At 72.7% G+C, this 18322-nt stretch carries 17 protein-coding genes; 15 read left to right on the top strand and 2 right to left on the bottom strand.

The window, feature by feature from the left end; translation table 11 throughout:
- Positions 1–42: 42 nt before the first annotated feature.
- Complete coding sequence (locus ABFX51_RS17300; RefSeq protein ID WP_091515840.1) at positions 43–558, bottom strand: inorganic diphosphatase; 516 nt, start codon at positions 556–558, stop codon at positions 43–45.
- Positions 559–722: 164 nt separating this feature from the next.
- On the opposite strand from ABFX51_RS17300, the gene dacB reads away from it, so the two are divergent.
- From dacB to folK, 13 genes are all read left to right on the top strand, one after another.
- A complete protein-coding gene (dacB, locus tag ABFX51_RS17295) occupies positions 723–3212 on the top strand; it encodes a D-alanyl-D-alanine carboxypeptidase/D-alanyl-D-alanine endopeptidase (RefSeq protein ID WP_346054240.1) in 2490 nt (829 codons plus the stop codon).
- A gap of 20 nt (positions 3213–3232) precedes the next feature.
- On the top strand, positions 3233–4294 hold the full coding sequence (locus ABFX51_RS17290) for a zinc-dependent metalloprotease (protein ID WP_346054239.1): 1062 nt from the start codon (positions 3233–3235) through the stop codon (positions 4292–4294).
- Positions 4281–5237, top strand: coding sequence for a tRNA lysidine(34) synthetase TilS (gene tilS, locus ABFX51_RS17285; protein WP_091515835.1), 957 nt, complete (start codon positions 4281–4283; stop codon positions 5235–5237). The genes ABFX51_RS17290 and tilS overlap by 14 nt, the downstream gene beginning before the upstream one ends.
- A 3-nt stretch (positions 5238–5240) precedes the next feature.
- Positions 5241–5795, top strand: coding sequence for a hypoxanthine phosphoribosyltransferase (gene hpt, locus ABFX51_RS17280; protein WP_091515832.1), 555 nt, complete (start codon positions 5241–5243; stop codon positions 5793–5795).
- 117 nt (positions 5796–5912) lie between these two features.
- Complete coding sequence (locus tag ABFX51_RS17275; RefSeq protein WP_091515829.1) at positions 5913–6281, top strand: hypothetical protein; 369 nt, start codon at positions 5913–5915, stop codon at positions 6279–6281.
- A 16-nt stretch (positions 6282–6297) separates the two neighbouring features.
- The gene (locus ABFX51_RS17270; protein ID WP_091515828.1) at positions 6298–7677 is read left to right on the top strand and encodes a hypothetical protein; all 1380 of its coding nucleotides are present in this window, start codon (positions 6298–6300) and stop codon (positions 7675–7677) included.
- A complete protein-coding gene (locus tag ABFX51_RS17265) occupies positions 7674–8528 on the top strand; it encodes an ESX secretion-associated protein EspG (RefSeq protein WP_091515825.1) in 855 nt (284 codons plus the stop codon). Before ABFX51_RS17270 ends, ABFX51_RS17265 begins: the two co-directional genes overlap by 4 nt.
- Positions 8525–9331 (top strand): ESX secretion-associated protein EspG, encoded by an 807-nt coding sequence (locus ABFX51_RS17260; RefSeq protein WP_346054237.1) that lies wholly within the window; start codon positions 8525–8527, stop codon positions 9329–9331. The genes ABFX51_RS17265 and ABFX51_RS17260 overlap by 4 nt, the downstream gene beginning before the upstream one ends.
- Before the next feature lie 192 nt (positions 9332–9523).
- Positions 9524–11860 (top strand): ATP-dependent zinc metalloprotease FtsH, encoded by a 2337-nt coding sequence (ftsH, locus tag ABFX51_RS17255; protein ID WP_091515821.1) that lies wholly within the window; start codon positions 9524–9526, stop codon positions 11858–11860.
- The gene (folE, locus tag ABFX51_RS17250) at positions 11850–12452 is read left to right on the top strand and encodes a GTP cyclohydrolase I FolE (protein WP_091515914.1); all 603 of its coding nucleotides are present in this window, start codon (positions 11850–11852) and stop codon (positions 12450–12452) included. Before ftsH ends, folE begins: the two co-directional genes overlap by 11 nt.
- Before the next feature lie 35 nt (positions 12453–12487).
- Positions 12488–13288, top strand: coding sequence for a dihydropteroate synthase (folP, locus tag ABFX51_RS17245; protein ID WP_091515918.1), 801 nt, complete (start codon positions 12488–12490; stop codon positions 13286–13288).
- Positions 13281–13640, top strand: a complete 360-nt coding sequence (gene folB, locus ABFX51_RS17240; protein WP_346054236.1) for a dihydroneopterin aldolase — start codon at positions 13281–13283, stop codon at positions 13638–13640. The genes folP and folB overlap by 8 nt, the downstream gene beginning before the upstream one ends.
- Positions 13637–14128, top strand: a complete 492-nt coding sequence (gene folK / locus ABFX51_RS17235; protein WP_346054235.1) for a 2-amino-4-hydroxy-6-hydroxymethyldihydropteridine diphosphokinase — start codon at positions 13637–13639, stop codon at positions 14126–14128. The genes folB and folK overlap by 4 nt, the downstream gene beginning before the upstream one ends.
- 114 nt (positions 14129–14242) lie before the next feature.
- On the opposite strand, the gene ABFX51_RS17230 is transcribed toward folK, so the two are convergent.
- Positions 14243–15142, bottom strand: a complete 900-nt coding sequence (locus ABFX51_RS17230; protein ID WP_091515817.1) for a MerR family transcriptional regulator — start codon at positions 15140–15142, stop codon at positions 14243–14245.
- 53 nt (positions 15143–15195) lie between these two features.
- Between ABFX51_RS17230 and ABFX51_RS17225 the strand changes: the two genes are divergently transcribed.
- A complete protein-coding gene (locus ABFX51_RS17225) occupies positions 15196–15657 on the top strand; it encodes a DUF3180 domain-containing protein (protein WP_091515814.1) in 462 nt (153 codons plus the stop codon).
- A 69-nt stretch (positions 15658–15726) separates the two neighbouring features.
- A complete protein-coding gene (locus ABFX51_RS17220; RefSeq protein ID WP_346054234.1) occupies positions 15727–17706 on the top strand; it encodes a DUF6779 domain-containing protein in 1980 nt (659 codons plus the stop codon).
- The last annotated feature ends 616 nt before the right edge of the window (positions 17707–18322 follow it).

Below are 18322 nucleotides of genomic sequence, written 5' to 3'. Positions count from 1 at the left end.
CCGGCCGCCCCTGAAGGGGTGGCCGGCCGTCGTGCGCTGCGGTCAGTGCTCGCCGTTCTCGGCGGCTTCCTTGGCGAGCCGGTCGGCTTCGCGCTGGTAGGAGCGCTCGATCTCGGCCTCGGCCTCCACGCGGCCCACCCAGTTGGAGCCCTCGACGCTCTTCGCCGGCTCCAGGTCCTTGTAGACCTGGAAGAAGTGCTCGATCTCGAGCTTGTGGAACTCGTTGAGGTGGTGGATGTCGCGCAGGTGCTCGGTGCGCGGGTCGTCCGCGGGGACGGCCAGGACCTTGTCGTCAGGGCCCTTCTCGTCGGTCATGCGGAACATGCCGATGGCGCGGCAGCGGATGAGGCAGCCGGGGAAGGTCGGCTCCTGCACCAGCACCAGCACGTCGAGCGGGTCGCCGTCCTGGCCGAGGGTGTCGTCGATGAACCCGTAGTCGGCCGGGTACTGCGTGGCCGTGAAGAGGGTGCGGTCCAGCCGGATGCGCCCCGTCTTGTGATCCACTTCGTACTTGTTGCGCTCCCCTTTGGGGATTTCGATGGTGGCGTCGAACTCCACGGCGATCCTCGCTGAACTCGTCTTTTGGGCCGCCCCTGGCGGCTCACGGTTTTGCTGACTGGTCTTCACTAGTGTGGACCACACGCCATTGGGAAGTCGCACCGATGTCGTCTTGACTACTGTGAGTTTGGCCCCTGGTGCGCCGACGCGATGAGGAGGGGTGCGTGCCGACGCACGAAGAAGAGCCGGCCTGGCCATCGGACGATTCGGACGACGCGGCGGAGGCTGCCGCTCCCCAGCGGGTGTCGCTGCCGGAGCAGCAGACGGTGTGGGTGCCGCGCCCGAAGGCTGCTGAGGCGGAGGCCGAGGGGGCGGAGCCGCCGGAGGACGACGAGGGGGGCGACGGGGAGGCCGAGGAGGCGCCGGAGGCTGCCGAGGAAGCGCCGGAGGCTGCCGAGGAGGAGCCCGAGCGGTCTGATGACGCTGGGGAGACGGCCGCTTTCGAGACGGTGCCGCCGCAGGAGGAAGCCGAGCAGTCCGGCGATGCTGGGGAGACCGCCGCGCGGTCCGGCGATGCTGGGGAGACCGCCGCTTTCCAGACGGTGCCCCCGCAGGAGGAGCCCGAGCGTGGGCAGCAGTCCGAGGACACCAGCCAGACCACGGTCTTCCAGCGCCTCCCCAAGGACGACGACAGCCAGGCCACGCTGTTCCAGCTCCGGTCGGAGAGCCGTGAATCGAAGGGTGGCGACAGCCAGGCCACCGCGTTCCAGCCGCGCCCGGAGAGCCGCGAGCCGGAGAGCGACGACAGCCAGGCCACCGCGTTCCAGCCGCGCCCGGAGAGCCGGGAGTCGGAGGGTGGCGACAGCGAGGCGACGCTGTTCCAGCCCCGGGCCGAGAGCCGCGAGCCGGAGAGCGACGGCAGCCAGGCCACCGCGTTCCAACCCCGCCCGGAGAGCCGCGAGTCGCAGAGCGACGGCAGCCAGGCCACCGTGTTCCAGCCGCGGCCCGAGAGCAGCGAGCGGAGCGAATCCGGCGCCGGTGAGCAGGTCACCGAGCCCCGGCGCCTGCCGGAGCCCCCCGCCTCCCGGCCGCCCGCCGCGGACGACACGCAGGTCATGCGCGCCGTGTCGCCGCAGGACCAGCGGCCTCCCGACGAGCAGGACGAGCAGCGGCAGCCGTGGGCGCAGCGCCCCGCACCGCCGCAGCGGCCGATCCCGCCCGCGGGGTCGGGGCACGCCCAGCCCATGCGCATCGAACCCACCGGCGAGGTGCGCCCCGCACAGGCCGTGCAGCCCGCGGAACAGCCACCCGCCGAGGAACCGCCTCGCCGGGGCAGACGGCGCGGGCTGCTGATCGGTGCCGTGGTGCTCGTCCTGGTCATTGCCGTCGGGGTGGCGCTCGCGCTGCCCCCCGTGTCCAACCGGCTCGGGCTGCCGTGGGCGCCGAACTTCCCGAAGGGCGACGAACCCGAACCCGCCGCCGTCACGCTCGCCCTGCACGCGCCCAGCACCGACGCGCCCACGCCGACCAGCTCGGGTGTCAGCGGGCAGCTGGCCGGGCCCGCGAGCAGCGGTGCGCTCGGCACGCTCGCCGGCATCGTCGTCGACCCGGCCAGCGGGCAGACCCTGTGGAACCACAACCCCGGCCAGCTGCTGACCCCCGCCTCGGCCACGAAGCTGCTCACCACCGCCGCCGCGCTGCTCACGCTCGACCACGGGATGCAGCTGACCACCAAGGTCGTGCAGGGCTCGTCCCCGGACACCGCGATCCTCGTCGCGGGAGGGGATCCGACGCTGTCGTCGCTGCCGGACGGCCAGGAGTCGATCTACCCCGGCGCCGCGCACCTCGACGACCTCGTCGCCCAGGTCAAGCAGGCCTCCGGCGGCAGGATCAAGAAGGTCCAGATCGACCTGTCCCTCTACAGCGGCTCGCACACCGGGCCCGGCTGGGCGCCCGAGGACACGCCCTCGAACTACGCCGTCGAGATCGTGCCCGGGATGCTCGACGCGGGCCGCTCGAACCCGAAGGTCGACGAGGTCAGCCGCACCGCCGACCCCGCCGGTGACCTGCTGCGGACCTTCGCCTCGCGGCTCGGTGCCTCCGCCGCGGGCAACGCCACCGCGCCCAAGGACGCCAAGGTGCTCGGCGAGGTCAAGTCGGCTCCGCTCACCGAGCTGGTCGACCGCGCGCTGCAGATCTCCGACAACGTCCTGGCCGAGGCGATCGGCCGCCAGACCGCGATCGCGAGCGGCGCCGCCGCGAGCTTCGCCGGCACCGGGCAGACCACGCTGAACGTGTTGAGCCACAACGGTTTCGACGTCACGGGAGCCGTGGTCAACGACGGCAGCGGGCTGTCGCCGGCGAACAAGGTGTCGCCACGGCTGCTCGCCCAGCTGCTCACCGTCGCCGCCGCACCGGACGACAAGGACCCGCGCACGGCGAAACTGCGGCCACTGCTGGAAGGGCTGCCGGTCGCGGGTGGCAGCGGCACGCTCGAAAGCCGCTACCAGGACGCGGCGTCGTCGCCCGGCAAGGGCTGGGTGCGCGCCAAGACCGGCACCCTGTCCGGCGTGAGCACCCTCGCGGGTCTCGTGCTGGACGCCGACGGCCGTGTGCTGGTGTTCGCCTTGATGTCCAACGGGTCCAACATCACCGCCGCCCGGCCTGCGCTGGACGCCGTCGCGGCCGCGTTACGTGGCTGCGGATGTCGTTAGCGGCGGGTAGCGTCGGAACAATGAACAGCACGGTGAGCGAGGAAAAGACGCGTCCGGTCGTCGACTGGTCGCTCGCCGCGTCGACCGGTGCGTTCCTCGTCCGCGGCGGTCCTTCGGTGCCCCGCACCGAAGCGCGCCTCGCGGTGAGCGAGCTGCGTGAGCTGACCGTGGACGCGGAGGCGCACGTCCGCGAGCTGACCGGGCTCGGCGCGGGTCTGCCCCTCCTGCCCGGCGAGGTCGTCGACCGGCCCGGCTGGGTGCGGTCCGCGGCCGCCGGTCTCGACGCGCTCACCGGGAACGCCCTGCGCACGCTGCCGTCGAACCCGCTCAGCCCCGTGCTCGCGGGCAGTGCGGGCGTGCAGACCGGCGTGGTGCTGGCGTTCCTCGCGTCGCGCGTGCTCGGCCAGTACGACCCCTTCGGCGGTGACCGCGGCCGGCTGCTGCTCGTCGCGCCGAACGTCGTCACGGCGCAGCACGCGATGCAGGTGCCCGGCCGGGACTTCCGGATGTGGGTGTGCCTGCACGAATGCACCCACCGCCTGCAGTTCACCGCCGTCGACTGGCTGCGTGCCTACTTCGCCGACGAGGTGGAGCGGCTCGTCAGCGGGCTCACCGAGGAGCAGGACGGCGTGACCGACCTGCTGGGCCGCCTGCCTGAGGCGATCCGCGAAGCCAGGCGCGCCAAGGCCGATGGCGGGGTCGCGGCGCTGACGCGGCTGCTGCGCTCGCCGCAGCAGCGCGAGGTGTTCGACCGGCTGCTCGCGTTGTCCACGCTGCTGGAGGGGCACGCCGACTACGTGATGGACGCGGTGGGCCCGGACGTCGTCCCGGCCGTGGAGATGATCCGCGCCCGGTTCACCGCCCGGCGGTCCGGCGGCGGGCTGCTCGACCGGCTCCTGCGCACCCTGCTGGGCATCGACGCGAAGATCCGCCAGTACGCCCAGGGTTCGGCGTTCACGCGGCACGTCGTCGGCCGGGTGGGCATGAGCGGTTTCAACGCCGTCTGGACCTCGCCCAACACCCTGCCCACCCGAGCGGAGATCACCGACCCCGAGGCGTGGGTCAGGCGTGTCCACGGCTGAGGCCCTGATCCCCGTGCGGCGCGCCGTGCGGGGCTTCCTGGCCGCTCATCCGCGTGTCGACTTCGACGTGGCCGTCTCGGGCGGCGCGGATTCGCTCGCGCTCGCCGAGGCCGCGGCGCACGAGGGGCACAAACTGGGGCTGCGGGTCCGCGCACTGGTCGTGGACCACGGGCTGCAGCCCGGCTCGGGCCGGGTGGCGCGGGAGGCCGCGGAGGCGGCGCGCGGGCTCGGCGTCGACGAGGCCGAGGTGCTGCCGGTCGAGGTCACCGGCGCGGGCGGGGTCGAGGCGGCCGCCCGCCGTGCCCGGTACTCCGCGCTCAGGAGCAAGGGCCGTGGGCTGGTGCTGCTCGGGCACACGCGGGACGACCAGGCCGAGACGGTGCTGCTCGGGCTCGGCCGCGGTTCCGGGCCGCGCTCGATCGCGGGCATGAAGCCGTTCGACCCGCCGTGGGGCCGCCCGTTGCTGGACGTGCCGCGGGCGGCCACGCGGGCCGCCTGCGCCGCGCTGGGCGTGGAGCCCTGGGAGGACCCGTTCAACACCGACCCGAGGTTCACGAGGGTGCGCCTTCGGGCCGAAGTGCTGCCGCTGCTGGAAGACGTCCTGTCCGGTGGGGTCGCCGCCGCGCTCGCCCGCACCGCCACGCAGCTCAGGGAGGACCTGGAAACCCTCGACGCGCTGGCCGGGGAGTTCCGCACCGACGAGGAGACGCTGGACGCGAAGGAGCTGGAGCCGGTGCCTCCCGCGTTGCGCCGCCGTGTGCTCCGGCGCTGGCTGCTCGGCCGCGGCGCGTGTGATCTTTCCGACGGGCACCTGCGCGCGGTGGACGCCCTCGTCGGCGAATGGCGTGGTCAGGGCGGTGTGTGGGTACCCGGTGGGTTGGTCGTAGTGCGGACGCATGGCAGGCTGAGCATGAATCGTCGCGAAGCAGCCAGAGGGGAATGACCCGTGTACGAAGGCGAGATCGCCTCCGTGCTCGTCACCGAGCAGCAGATCCAGGACAAGATCAACGAACTCGCCAAGCAGATCGCGGCGGACTACGCGCGGGACGGCGTCACCGGCGACCTCCTGCTCGTGGGCGTGCTGAAGGGCGCGGTCATGTTCATGACCGACTTCGCCCGCGCGCTGCCGATGCCGGCGCAGCTGGAGTTCATGGCGGTCTCGTCCTACGGATCGGCGACCTCGTCGTCGGGTGTGGTGCGCATCCTCAAGGACCTGGACCGCGACATCGCGGGCAAGCACGTGCTGATCGTCGAGGACATCGTGGACTCGGGGCTCACGTTGTCGTGGCTGCTGAAGAACCTGGCGAGCCGCAACCCGGCCTCGCTCGAGGTGTGCTCGCTGCTGCGCAAGCCCGAGGCGGTGAAGGTGGACGTGCCGGTCCGCTACGTCGGGTTCGACATCCCGAACGAGTTCGTCGTCGGCTACGGCCTCGACTACGCCGAGCGCTACCGCGACCTGCCCTACATCGGCACTCTCGATCCCAAGGTGTACAGCAGCTGAATTGGGAACCTGGGCTTGGTCAAACGCGTCATAGGGGCTGGCCTAGTGCGTTAACCTAAGCGAACAGGGGTAGCCGGGCGGGCACGCCCGGCATCGACTTGGGGCAGGAGAGAACCGATGGGGAACAGCAGCTTCTCGGATGCCGCGGCGTTCCGCAGCGCGGCGGTGAGCGGTCAGCTGGGGGTGGACCCGGACGCCGCGCAGACGGTGCTGAAGAAGATCCGCGCGGGCAAGGACTCCGTGGAGAACCTGCTCCGCAACGCCGGTGCGCTCGCCGAGGCCCCGAAGCTCGGCGCGAACCCCGTCGGTGACGCGATCGCGGCCAAGTTCGCCCAGCGCGCGGACGGCGGCGGTGACTCCTACACCACCGCGCTCCAGAACCTCTACGGCCAGTACGAGCAGGCCGAGCAGGCCATCGTCGCGGCGATGAGCCACTACCACCAGATCGACCAGGACGCCGCGGACGCGCTGTCCGGGCGCGCGTGAGCCAGGGGGCGGCAGCATGAGCGGCTTCGACGACCAGAGAAACTCCGGCGCGGGCGCGCCCTCCACCGTCCCGCTGGGCGACAACGGGGAGACGGCGGCGCTCGTCGAGCAGGCGCGCAACAGCGGTGGCGGCTTCGACTACGGCTCGGACCGCGCGATCGCGAGCCCGCCGAACTGGGCCTCGCAGGAGAGCGAGCAGCTCTACCAGGGCGCGACCGTGAACAACGACCCGGCGACGGCCGAGTCCACCGGCCAGCTGTGGAAGGCCCACGGCGACGAGCTGCACCAGGCGGCCAACGACCTGTACAACGCGATCGCCGAGCTGGGCAACGCGTGGGTCGGCCAGGGTGCCGCGTCCGCGCAGGGCGCGCTGGTGGGCATCGCGGGCTCCAGCCAGCAGGCCGGGGACGCCGCGCACACGATGGCCAACCGCATGGCGCAGCAGGCCGCGGCGGCCGCCGAGGTCAAGAAGATGCCCGCCCCCAAGAACTTCGACCCCGGCAGGCAGACCGCGGCGATGCTCGCCGGTGGCCCGGCCGCCATGGTCAACGACATGAAGGCGCAGGCCGACGAGGCCAGGGCCGTGCACGAGCAGCAGGTCCAGTACTTCAACGCCTACACGCAGGCGATGGCCGAGGTGGACGACTCGACCCCGAGCTTCGGCCCGGAGTCGCTCGGCCTGCCGCCGGACGGCGCGATCGGCGCCACGAAGGCGTCCTCGGTCGCGGGGTCCACCTCGATCGTGGGTGCCTACGGCGGCGGTGCGCTCGGCCCCGTGGCCGGCCTGGCGGGCACCGGCGTCGACGGCGGCCGCGGCTCCGCGTTCGGTGCGCATCTCGGTGAGATCGGTGGCGCGGCGGCGGGTGCCGGCACCGCGGGTCCGGGTGCGGGTGCGCCCGGTGCCCCCGGCGCGCCGGCGCCGGGTGTGGTCTCCGGCGCGGGTGTCGCGCCGGCGGCGCACACCACGGCGGTGTCCACGTCCTCGTCCGACGGTGGTTCCGCCGCGCTCGGCGTCGGGCTCGGGCTGGCCGGTGCCGGGCTGGGTGCCGCCGCGGGCAAGGCGGTGCTGGGCCGGGGCAACAAGACCGCGGCCAAGCAGGAGTCGGACGAGACGGCCGCCGCGAGCACCGACCAGGCGCAGCAGCAGGGCCACAGCGCGGCGGGCGCCACGCCGCAGGGGCAGCTGATGTCGCCGAACGGCACGATCGGCGGCTCGGCGGGCACGCCGCCGCCCGGGATGGGCGGCATGGGCGCGGCCGGTGCCGAGGGCGCCGAGGACGAGGAGCACAAGCGCGCCTCGTACCTCGTCGAGGCCGACCCGGACTCGGCGTTCGGCGCGAACGTCTCCACCGCTCCTCCGGTCATCGGCGCCTGGGCCGACGAGGACGAAGAGTGACGCGTGCGGAGCTGCTGACTCCGCTGGAGCTGGACTTCCTGTGGGAGTCGTTCGGGGGCGGTGAGCTCCCGTACCCGCTGGAGTTCCGGTCGCACGGGGCGACCATGGACGAACGCGCGCACCTGCGGCGGCAGGCTCTCACCGAGCTGGCCCGCCGCGGGGTCGCGGACGGCCGCGGGCGCCCCGAGCCGCACGTGGAGAACTACTTCGAGGTGCTCGCCTCCGCCGAGGTGAGCCTCGACTCCGTGCACCTGCCGGCGCCGAACGCGCGCCCGCTGCTCGCCGTGGCGGCCGCGCTCGGCGGCCAGGGCGTGCTCGCCGTGCAGGACGAGCGTGGTTTCCACTTCCACCCCGCGCCCGCGGACGGGCTGGCCAGCGCCATCGTGTCGCTGCTGCCCGCCGCGCCGCGCGGCACCGAGAAGTCGATCACCGTGCCGCTCGAACAGCTGATGACCGACACCGGGGCGGACTTCCTGCAGCGGCGGGTGGCTGATCCGGGAAGCACAGCGGCGCGCAGCGCCACCACCGGGGGTGGTGGTCGGGCGACGGGTGGGCGGGTGAGCGCCGACGAGGACCGCAAGGCGCTCGCCCGGTTGCAGGCCCAGCCGCGGCTGCGGGGCGGCCAGATCGGCGCGAACGCCCGCGGCCGCGTCAGCGGCAAGGTGCGGACGCCGGTGCTGAGCTGGTTCGACACCGACTCGGGCCGCTACTTCACGCAGGCCAGCCGCGGGCACGACGGCCGTGACTGGATCACCATCGCGCCCGCGGACGCGCCGTCCCTCCGCCATCGGCTCAATGAGATGCTCTCCGGTGCCGCCAGCACGACGATGGCACCGGGAGGAGCATGGTGACGGGCGGGCAGGAGTTCTTCACGCCGCTGACGTTCGACTTCCTGTGGGAGGCCGCCGGGCTCGGTGAGCTGCCGTACCCGCTGCGGGTACGGTCCCACGGCGCGACGCTCGACGAGCGGTCGGCGCTGCGGCGCCGGGCGGACAACGAGCTGCGGGCGCGCGGCCTGCGTGACCACTTCGGCAGGCTCGAACCGCACGTGGAGGACTGGTTCGCCGTGCTGGCCCGTCCCACGCTGAGCGTGGACGCGCTGCACATCCCCGACTACCAGCAGCCACCGGTCGGCGTCCTCGCCGCGTCAGACGGCACCACCGGTGTGATCGCCATCCAGACCTCGGACGGCATCTGGATCCGGCCCACGTTCGCCGAGGGCCTCGCCTCCGCCGTGGTCGACCTGCTCCCGGCCGGCAAGCGCGGCACCGAGGCGTCCATCACCCTGCCGGTGGAGGAGGCGCTGCGGATCCCGCCGAACCGCGTGCCGGTCACCCCGGACGGGGAACCGGAGCCCACGCGGGCGCGCCGCCGCACCTCGCTGAGCGAGCAGGTGGCCGACCCGCGCGAGTCCTACGCGCGGCTCGCGGGCCAGCCGCGGCTGCGCGGCGGTCAGCTCGCAGCGAACAGCTTCAGCGAGCTCGCCGGCAGGCGGCGGTCGCCGGTGCTGGCGTGGTTCGACACCGCGTCCGGCCGCTACCTCAGCCTTTCCCGCCCTGGTGGGGACGGCAGGGAGTGGATCACGGTCGCTCCCGCCGACGCCAAAACGCTCCGTTCGCGGCTGTCCGAGATGGTCGCGAGCGTGACTTCCTGACCCTGCGGGAACCGTGCGCCGCGACCGGCCGTTGAGCAGCCGGAGACTAGTGCGGGTGCCGAGGTCCGCCGGACTGTACCCTGGGTAGACGGGTGTCCCCCGCGCCCCGCAAGTCGTTGTGTACACCGTGACGGCGGATGTGAGCATCTACCGCCTAACCAGGGAGGGTCAAGGCCAGCACGGCCGAGGCATATGGACCGGAAGCGCCTGCTCAGGAACCCACTGCTGTGGATCGTCGCGGTTCTGCTGCTCTACTTCGCGTTCAGCACCATCTTCGACAGCGACCGCGGCTACACCCAGGTCGCCACTTCACAGGCCATCGCGCAGATCAACGCGAACAACGTGAAGGAAGCGAACCTCGAGGACAAGGAGCAGCAGCTCAAGCTGTCGCTCAACAACAAGATCGACGTCGACGGCCAGCAGGTCGACCAGATCATCACGCCGTACCCGTCCGACGCGGCGCGGCCCATCTACGACCTGCTGGTCTCGAAGCCGAACGTCAAGTTCACCACCACCGTCACGCAGCAGTCCTGGATCTCCCAGCTGCTCATCTACATGATCCCGCTGGGGCTGCTGCTCCTGCTGCTCATGTGGATGATGAACAACGCGCAGGGCGGCGGCAACCGGGTGCTGAACTTCGGCAAGTCCAAGGCCAAGCAGCTCAACAAGGACATGCCCAAGACCACCTTCGGTGACGTCGCGGGTGCCGACGAGGCCGTCGAAGAGCTGTACGAGATCAAGGACTTCCTGCAGAACCCGGCGCGCTACCAGGCGCTGGGCGCGAAGATCCCGAAGGGCGTGCTGCTCTACGGCCCGCCCGGTACCGGTAAGACGCTGCTCGCGCGCGCGGTCGCCGGTGAGGCGGGGGTGCCGTTCTACACGATCTCCGGTTCCGACTTCGTCGAGATGTTCGTCGGTGTCGGTGCCTCCCGCGTCCGTGACCTGTTCGAGCAGGCCAAGCAGAACGCGCCGTGCATCATCTTCGTCGACGAGATCGACGCGGTCGGCCGCCAGCGCGGCGCGGGCCTCGGCGGCGGGCACGACGAGCGCGAGCAGACGCTGAACCAGCTGCTCGTCGAGATGGACGGGTTCGACTCGCGGGGCGGCATCATCCTGATCGCCGCCACCAACCGGCCCGACATCCTCGACCCGGCGCTGCTGCGCCCCGGCCGGTTCGACCGGCAGATCCCGGTGTCCGCGCCGGACCTGCGTGGCCGCCGCGCCATCCTCGAGGTGCACTCGAAGGGCAAGCCGCTCGCGCAGGGCGTCGACCTGGACGCGCTGGCCAAGCGCACCGTGGGCATGTCCGGTGCCGACCTGGCGAACGTGATCAACGAGGCCGCGCTGCTGACGGCCCGCCAGAACGGGCACGTCATCACCGACGCCGCACTGGAGGAGTCGGTGGACCGCGTGATCGGCGGTCCCGCGCGCAAGAGCCGGATCATCTCCGAGAAGGAGAAGAAGATCACGGCCTACCACGAGGGCGGGCACGCGCTCGCCGCGTGGGCGATGCCGGACCTCGAACCGGTGTACAAGCTGACGATCCTGCCGCGTGGCCGCACGGGCGGGCACGCGCTGGTCGTGCCCGAGGACGACAAGCAGCTGATGACGCGCTCGGAGATGATCGCGCGGCTGGTGTTCGCGCTGGGCGGGCGCACGGCCGAGGAGCTGGTCTTCCACGAGCCGACCACCGGCGCGTCCTCCGACATCGAGCAGGCCACCAAGATCGCCAAGGCGATGGTCACCGAGTACGGCATGAGCGCGCGGCTCGGCGCGGTCAAGTACGGCCAGGACCAGGGTGACCCGTTCCTGGGCCGCTCGGCGGGCCGCCAGGCGGACTACTCGCTCGAGGTCGCGCACGAGATCGACGAAGAGGTGCGCAAGCTCATCGAGACCGCGCACACCGAGGCGTACGAGGTGCTCAACACCTACCGCGACGTGCTCGACGACCTGGTGCTGGAGCTGCTGGAGAAGGAGACCCTGCAGCGCAAGGACCTGGAGCGGATCTTCGCGACGGTCGAGAAGCGGCCGCACATCACCGTGTTCAACGAGTTCGGTGAGCGCGTGCCGTCCGACAAGCCCCCGATCAAGACGCCGCGTGAGCTGGCGATGGAGCGGGGCGAGCCGTGGCCGGACGAGGAGGAGCAGAAGCCCGCTCCGCGTCCCGCGCCGACGCCGGTCAGCACCGCCCCCGGCGGTGGCGACCTGCCCGGTGGCCCGCCGTACGCCCAGCCCGAGCCGCCGTCGAACCCGTACGCCCCGCCGTCCAACGGTGGTGGCCGGTACAGCCCGTCGAACGGCAGCACGCAGTGGCCGCAGCCTTCGGGCGGCCACGCGGGCCCGCCGAACTACGGTGCCCCTCCCGGGTGGACCCCGGCGACGCAGCCGGGTGGCCAGCAGTGGCGCCCGCCGGCGGAGGAGTGGCGGCAGCAGCCGGGTGAGCAGCAGCAGGGCGGCTGGTTCGGTGGTTCCGGCGAGGGACAGCACCGCCGCGACCCCGACGAGCAGGACGGTCAAAATCGACAGTGAGCTGACCCGCGAGGACGGGCCGGTGTTCGACCAGGCACGTGCCGAGAAGGCCGTGCGGGAGTTGCTGCTGGCCGTCGGCGAGGATCCGGACCGGGACGGGCTGCGGGACACCCCGGCCCGGGTCGCGCGGGCTTACCAGGAGATGTTCGCCGGGCTCTACACGGACCCGGACAGCGTGCTGGACCGGACCTTCGACGAGTCCCACGAAGAGATGGTGCTGGTCACGGACATCCCGATCTACTCGACCTGCGAGCACCACCTGGTCCCGTTCCACGGGGTGGCCCACGTCGGCTACATCCCGAACGGGCAGGGCAAGGTCACCGGGCTGTCCAAACTCGCGCGGTTGGTGGACCTGTACGCCAAGCGGCCGCAGGTGCAGGAGCGGCTCACGTCGCAGGTCGCCGACGCGCTGGAGCGCAAGCTCAAGCCGCGCGGGGTGATCGTCGTGATCGAGGCCGAGCACCTGTGCATGTCGATGCGGGGCATCCGCAAGGCCGGAGCCCGCACGACGACCTCCGCGGTGCGCGGGCTGCTGCAGTCCTCCGCCTCGACCCGCGCGGAGGCCCTGGAGTTGATCAAGGGCCGCCGGTGAGCACGGCCCTGCCGTCGCCCGGGCGCTGCGTCGTGATGGGCGTCCTGAACGTCACGCCCGATTCGTTCTCCGACGGCGGTCGCTACCTCGACACCGGTGCGGCCCTCGCGCACGCGCACGAGATGTGGGCGCGGGGCGCGGACGTCATCGACGTCGGCGGGGAGTCCACGCGGCCGGGAGCGTCCAGAGTGGACGCCCAGACGGAAATCGACCGCGTGCTGCCCGTCATCCGTGAGCTCGCGGCTGACGGGCTGTGCCTGTCCGTGGACACCACGCGCGCCGCGGTCGCCGAGGCCGCGGTGGACGCGGGCGCCGCGATCATCAACGACGTCTCCGGCGGACTGGCCGACCCGAACATGGCGAAGGTCGCCGCCGCCACCGGTGCGCCGTGGATCCTCATGCACTGGCGTGGGCACAGCAAGGACATGAACCAGCTGGCGCGTTACGACGACGTCGTGGCCGAGGTGCGTGCCGAGTTGACGGCACGGGTGGACGCGGCGTTGGGTGCGGGTGTGTCGGCGGAGAACATCGTGCTGGATCCCGGTCTGGGCTTCGCCAAGCACGCGCCGCACGACTGGGCGCTGCTGCACGACCTTCGGTCCTTTGTGGACATGGGTTTCCCGGTGCTCGTCGGTGCGTCCCGTAAGCGCTTTCTCGGGCGCCTGCTCGCGGACGAGCACGGCGAGCCGAGGCCGCCGTCCGGCCGCGAGGACGCCACGGCGGCGATCTCCGCGCTCGCCGCGGCCGCCGGTGCGTGGGGCGTGCGGGTGCACTCGGTGGGGGCGTCGCTGGACGCCGTCACCGTCGCCGCGGCATGGGAGCGTGGCCGTGGGTGACCGGATCACGCTCACCGGCCTGCGGGTGTTCGGCAGGCACGGCGTGTTCGAGCGCGAGAAGCGCGACGGGCAGGAGTTCGTCGTGGACGTCACCGTGTGGCTGGACCTGACGCCCGCCGCGGAGACCGACGACCTGAAGCGGACGCTGCACTACGGCGAACTCGCGCAGCTCGCGGCGGACATCGTCGGCGGGGAGCCCTACGACCTCATCGAGAGCGTCGCGGGGAAGATCGCCGACGAGGTGATCCGCGACGAACGGCTGAGCGCGGTCGAGGTGACCGTCCACAAGCCGTCCGCGCCCATCCCGCTCACGTTCGACGACGTGGCGGTGACCGTCCGGCGGGAACGATGAGCCGCGCGGTCCTTTCGCTGGGCTCGAACCTCGGCGACCGGCTCGGCTACCTGCGTTCCGTCATCACCGGCCTGGGCGATATCGTGCGGGCGGTGTCCACTGTGTACGAAACGAAGCCGTGGGGTGTCGAGGACCAGCCGGACTTCCTCAACGCGGTGTGCGTCGTGGACGATCCGGCGCGGGACGCGTGGGCGTGGCTGCGGGCGGGGCAGGCGCTGGAGCAGGCCGCCGGCCGCGTGCGCGAGCTGCGCTGGGGCCCACGGACGCTGGACGTGGACGTGGTGACGGTGGACGGCGTGCGTTCGGATGATCCGGAACTGCTGCTGCCCCACCCCGGCACGCCCGAGCGAGCGAGCGTTCTCGTCCCGTGGCACGAAATCGAGCCGGACGCGGTCCTGCCCGGCCACGGCCCGATCGCGGACCTGCTGGCAGCACTGCCGGAGGCGGACCGAGCAGGCGTGATCGCCCGGCCCGACCTCCGGTTGTGACGCTGACCTCCGGTTGTAAATGCAGGGGTGGTGGGCCGGGCCGCCGCCGCGGCCGAATCCCACCCGGCCCCCCACCGGGGGCCGGACCACCCGGCCCGGCCTCCGGCTCCGAAATCACGCTCGCAGCGCCGCCACGAGCCACTCCACCGAGGGGTAGCGCGTGGGGATCGGCGGCCAGCCGTTCATGATCGCCATGAGCTGCCAGTACCGCTCGGCACGTGCGTCGTTGCCCTCGTCGATGCGGTCCGCCAGGGTCCGCTTGTCCATGCCGAGGGCCCCGGCCGCCTCATCGGCCAGCGCGCGGCCCTCCGGCGACGACGGCGCGACCCCGGCGTCCAGGAACGCCTTCGCCCGGTCGGTCCAGTCGCACCACAGGTCCTGGCGCTCCGCGAGGACGCGCAGGTCCTCCTGCCGCGCGTGCCGTTCGCTCATCCCGCGGATCAGCGCGCGGAACGACGGGTCCCGGACCAGCTCCGCGAACTCCACCCACGCCTCCACCTGCTCCGGCGTTGGATCGTCCGGGAGCGTCGGTTTCGCCGAGCGCATTCGCACCAGGAACTCGTCCTCCTCGCCGAGCCCCGCGACCATCTCGTCCCAGAACTCGTCGACCAGCCGGGCGCGCTCCTCGTCGGACATCGATGCCAGCTTGTTCATCAGCTTCACTTCCTCTGGTTCGGATTCCCTCTTCACGACCGCACGCAGCACCGCGCGCCGCAGCCGCAGGCGCCGGATCTGCTCGTCGAGCGCCTCCAGGTGCCGTTCGGCCAGCTGCGGCACGGAAGCCCGCGCCGCGAGCACCTCGGCGATGTCGTCGAGGCCGAGGCCCAGTTCGCGCAGGGTCCTGATCAGCTCCAGCCGGGCCAGTGCCCGGGTGTCGTAGATCCGGTACCCCGCCGCCGTGCGGTCGGTGGGCGGGAGCAGCTCCTCGTCGGAGTAGAACCGGATGGTCTTGACCGGCAGGCCGGTGCGGCGTGCCAGCTCCCCGATGGTGAACGTCCTGCCCACGGAATCCATGCTGATGTCTCCAGTCACTGGAGAGTCAAGTGTCGCACGGTACCGTTGAACCCATGCACTTCACACGGCCCCGCGAGCTGATCGTCGCCGGGCTGGTGGGCGTCGTGCTGGCCTACCTCGCCTTCAAGTTCGCCTACTCCTCGCTGCCCCGGCTGCCGAGGTACGCGGGGATCACGCTCGTGGTGATCGCCGCCGTCGAGACCGTGCTCGCCTTCTCCATCCGCACGCGAATCCGAAGTGGACGGTTGACCGGCGCGATCGGGGTGGCGCGGGCCGTGGCGCTCGCGAAGGCGTCCTCCCTGCTCGGCGCGCTCATGTTCGGGGCGTGGCTGGGGGCGCTCGTGGCGCTGGTACCGCGGGCCGACGAGATCACCGCGGCGGCCAACGACCTCCGCAGCGCGATCATCGGCGCGATCAGCGCGGTGGTGCTCACGGCGGCCGCGCTGTGGCTCGAACACTGCTGCCGCACCCCGGAGACACGTGATCAGGATCGCGACGATCACCCGACCGGTTAACGCTGAGAATCGACCGTTCGAAGTACCGACTAGGTCTCAGACGGGTAACTAGAGGGTACGGTGTTCGGCATGACTGGCGTGGGCGACGACTCGCGCGGCCGCCTACTGGGCAGGCCGTGGTTCGTCGTCGGCTTGGCCCTCGCCGTGGCCGCGACCCTCGCGCTCGTGCTGGCCGACGACATCCGTTACCTGCGGCTGGGCATCGTCGCCGCGTTGTGGGCGGCCCTCGTCGGCGCGTTCCTCGCGGTCCGGTACCGCAAGCAGGCCGCCACCACCGAGGAGGCGGTCGCGCAGGCGCAGGAGGTCTACGAGCTGGAGCTGGAGCGCGAGATCGCCGCCCGGCGCGAGTACGAGCTCGAGATCGAGAACGACGTGCGCGCCAAGATGCAGGCCGACGCCAGGGAAGAGCTGGACTCGCTGCGCGCCGAGGTCGCCGCGCTCAGGGACAACCTGCAGTCACTGTTCGGCGGCGAGGTGCTGCTCGAACGCATCGCGCTGACCGCGCAGGCCACGCGGATGCGGGCGTTGCGCGAGGAGCAGAAGATCGTCGAGGGGGACAACGGCTTCACCCCGCCGCAGCTGACAGCGAGCGCGAACCGGCCGCCCGAACGGCCGACCGAGCACCTCGACCGCGTCCGGGAAAAACCACAGGCGCGGCCAGTCGGGCGGGCGGCCGCGCCGGAGCCCCGCCGCCCCGAACGTTCACTCGACCTCCCGCCCCGCCGCGCGGAACCCGCGGCGCAGCGGCAGCCAGGCGGACACGCCGCGGCGAGCGTCGCGAAGGCCGCCGCCGAGGCGCGCGCCGCCCAGCAGACCCGCGTGAACCCGCCGCCGCCGAGGAAGCAGGAACCCGCACCCCGGTTCGGTAGCGCGGCCGAAGCGACGCGGCCCGCGTTCAGCCCGTCCGAGCGGCGGCGCAGGCAGGCGCCGGCCGCGCCGCAGCCCGAGCCGGTGGACGAGCCCACCCAGCTCGCCAAGCCCGTCGACGCCGACTGGACCGCCGCGTGGGAGAAAACGTCCGGTTCGACGAGCGAGCTGCCGTCGTCGAACGGGCAGGGGAACACCGCGCCCGCCACCCCGGAACCGCCGGCCGCGCGTGCCGCCGAGCCGCGCCGGGCCGAGCGGTCCCGGCCGCGGATGGAGCCGGTCCAGCCGCGGTTCGAGGGGCGGGCGGAGCGCTCGCGGCCGCGGATGGAGCCCGTGCAGCCGCGGATGGAGCCCGTGCAGCCGCGGTTCGAGGCGGCCGCGGCGAAGAAGGAGTCCCGGTTCGAGGCGTCCCGGCCGCGCATGACGCCGGTGGAGCGGCCCGAGCCGCGCTTCCAGTCGTCGCGCCCGGCGATGAAGCCCGTCGAACCGGAACCGCGGTTCCAGGCCTCGCGGCCCGCGAGCGAGCCCGCGCAGCCGGAGCCGGAGTCGCGGTTTGAGTTGTCGCGCCCGGCGGTGGAGCCCGTCGAACCGGAACCGCGGTTCCAGGCCTCGCGGCCCGCGAGCGAGCCCGCGCAGCCGGAGCCGGAGTCGCGGTTTGAGTTGTCGCGCCCGGCGGTGGAGCCCGTCGCGCCGGAGTCGCGGTTTGAGTTGTCGCGCCCGGCGGTGGAGCCGGTTGCCCCGGAATCTCGGTTTGAGCTGTCGCGCCCGGCGGTGGAGCCGGTTGCCCCGGAATCTCGGTTTGAGCTGTCGCGCCCGGCGGTGGAGCCCGTCGCGCCGCCCGAGGACGACCTGCCCGCGGCGTCCAACCCCACGCTGCCCGAGGAGGTCCGGCGGCTGGCGCAGGAGTTCCGCGGTGGCCGTCGCCGCCGTCCGGACGACGAGGAAAGCCCCGCCGAGCAGTCCGGAGGCGGCCGCCGGCGCCGTCCGGAGGGGGAGCCGCCGTCGTGGCAGGCGCCCTCGCACGGTAGTCACGCCAAGCCCGACCCCGAACCCCCGACCGGCCGCCGCGCCGCCCCGGAGGAGGGCGGTTCGCACTCCGCGGGCCGGTCGGTGAGCGACCTGCTCGCCGCCCACGGCACGACGGACGCCATCCCCCGGCGCCGCCGCCGCGCGGAGGACTGAGGTACCGGCTCGGCAGACGTGCCGGGGGTGGCATCGCGGCGCCGATGCGCCTGCGCTGACCACACGCCCGCCGTGCGGGGGCTTGGCGCGCCGCCGCCGCGCGCGGGGTCTGATCACCCGCGCCGCTGCTGAGGCTTGGCGCCCGGCAGGCGTGCCTGGGCTGACAAGTGCCGCTGCCACGCCGCGGTTGATCAGGCGCCGCTGCCGCTATACGGAGGCTTGGTGCCCGGCAGAATGCCCGGGGTGGCAGCGCCGCTGCGCGTCGGGGCGGACCCGCGCCGCCCGCTGCGCGGAGGCCCGACAGACGTGCCGGGGCTCAACCACCCGCCGCCCGAAGGCTCGCCGCCCACGGCACGACGGACGCCATCCCCCGGCGCCGCCGCCGCGCGGAGGACTGAGGTACCGGCTCGGCAGACGTGCCGGGGGTGGCATCGCGGCGCCGATGCGCCTGCGCTGACCACGCGCCGCCCGAAGGTGCGCCGCACCGCCACCGCGCCGTTCCGTGCCCCAGCCCAACCCTTCCGCCACCCGCCAGAAACCACCGCCCCCCGTTACCTTTTTCGTGGTTCCTGATCAAGGAGCTGTGGTCGCCAGGTTCGGTATGACTGATGCCCCC

This window comes from Amycolatopsis dongchuanensis, assembly GCF_039542405.1.
Classification (GTDB): domain Bacteria; phylum Actinomycetota; class Actinomycetes; order Mycobacteriales; family Pseudonocardiaceae; genus Amycolatopsis_E; species Amycolatopsis_E sacchari.
Note: the sequence above shows the minus strand (reverse complement) of the source record. Positions and strands in the feature narration are given on the sequence as shown.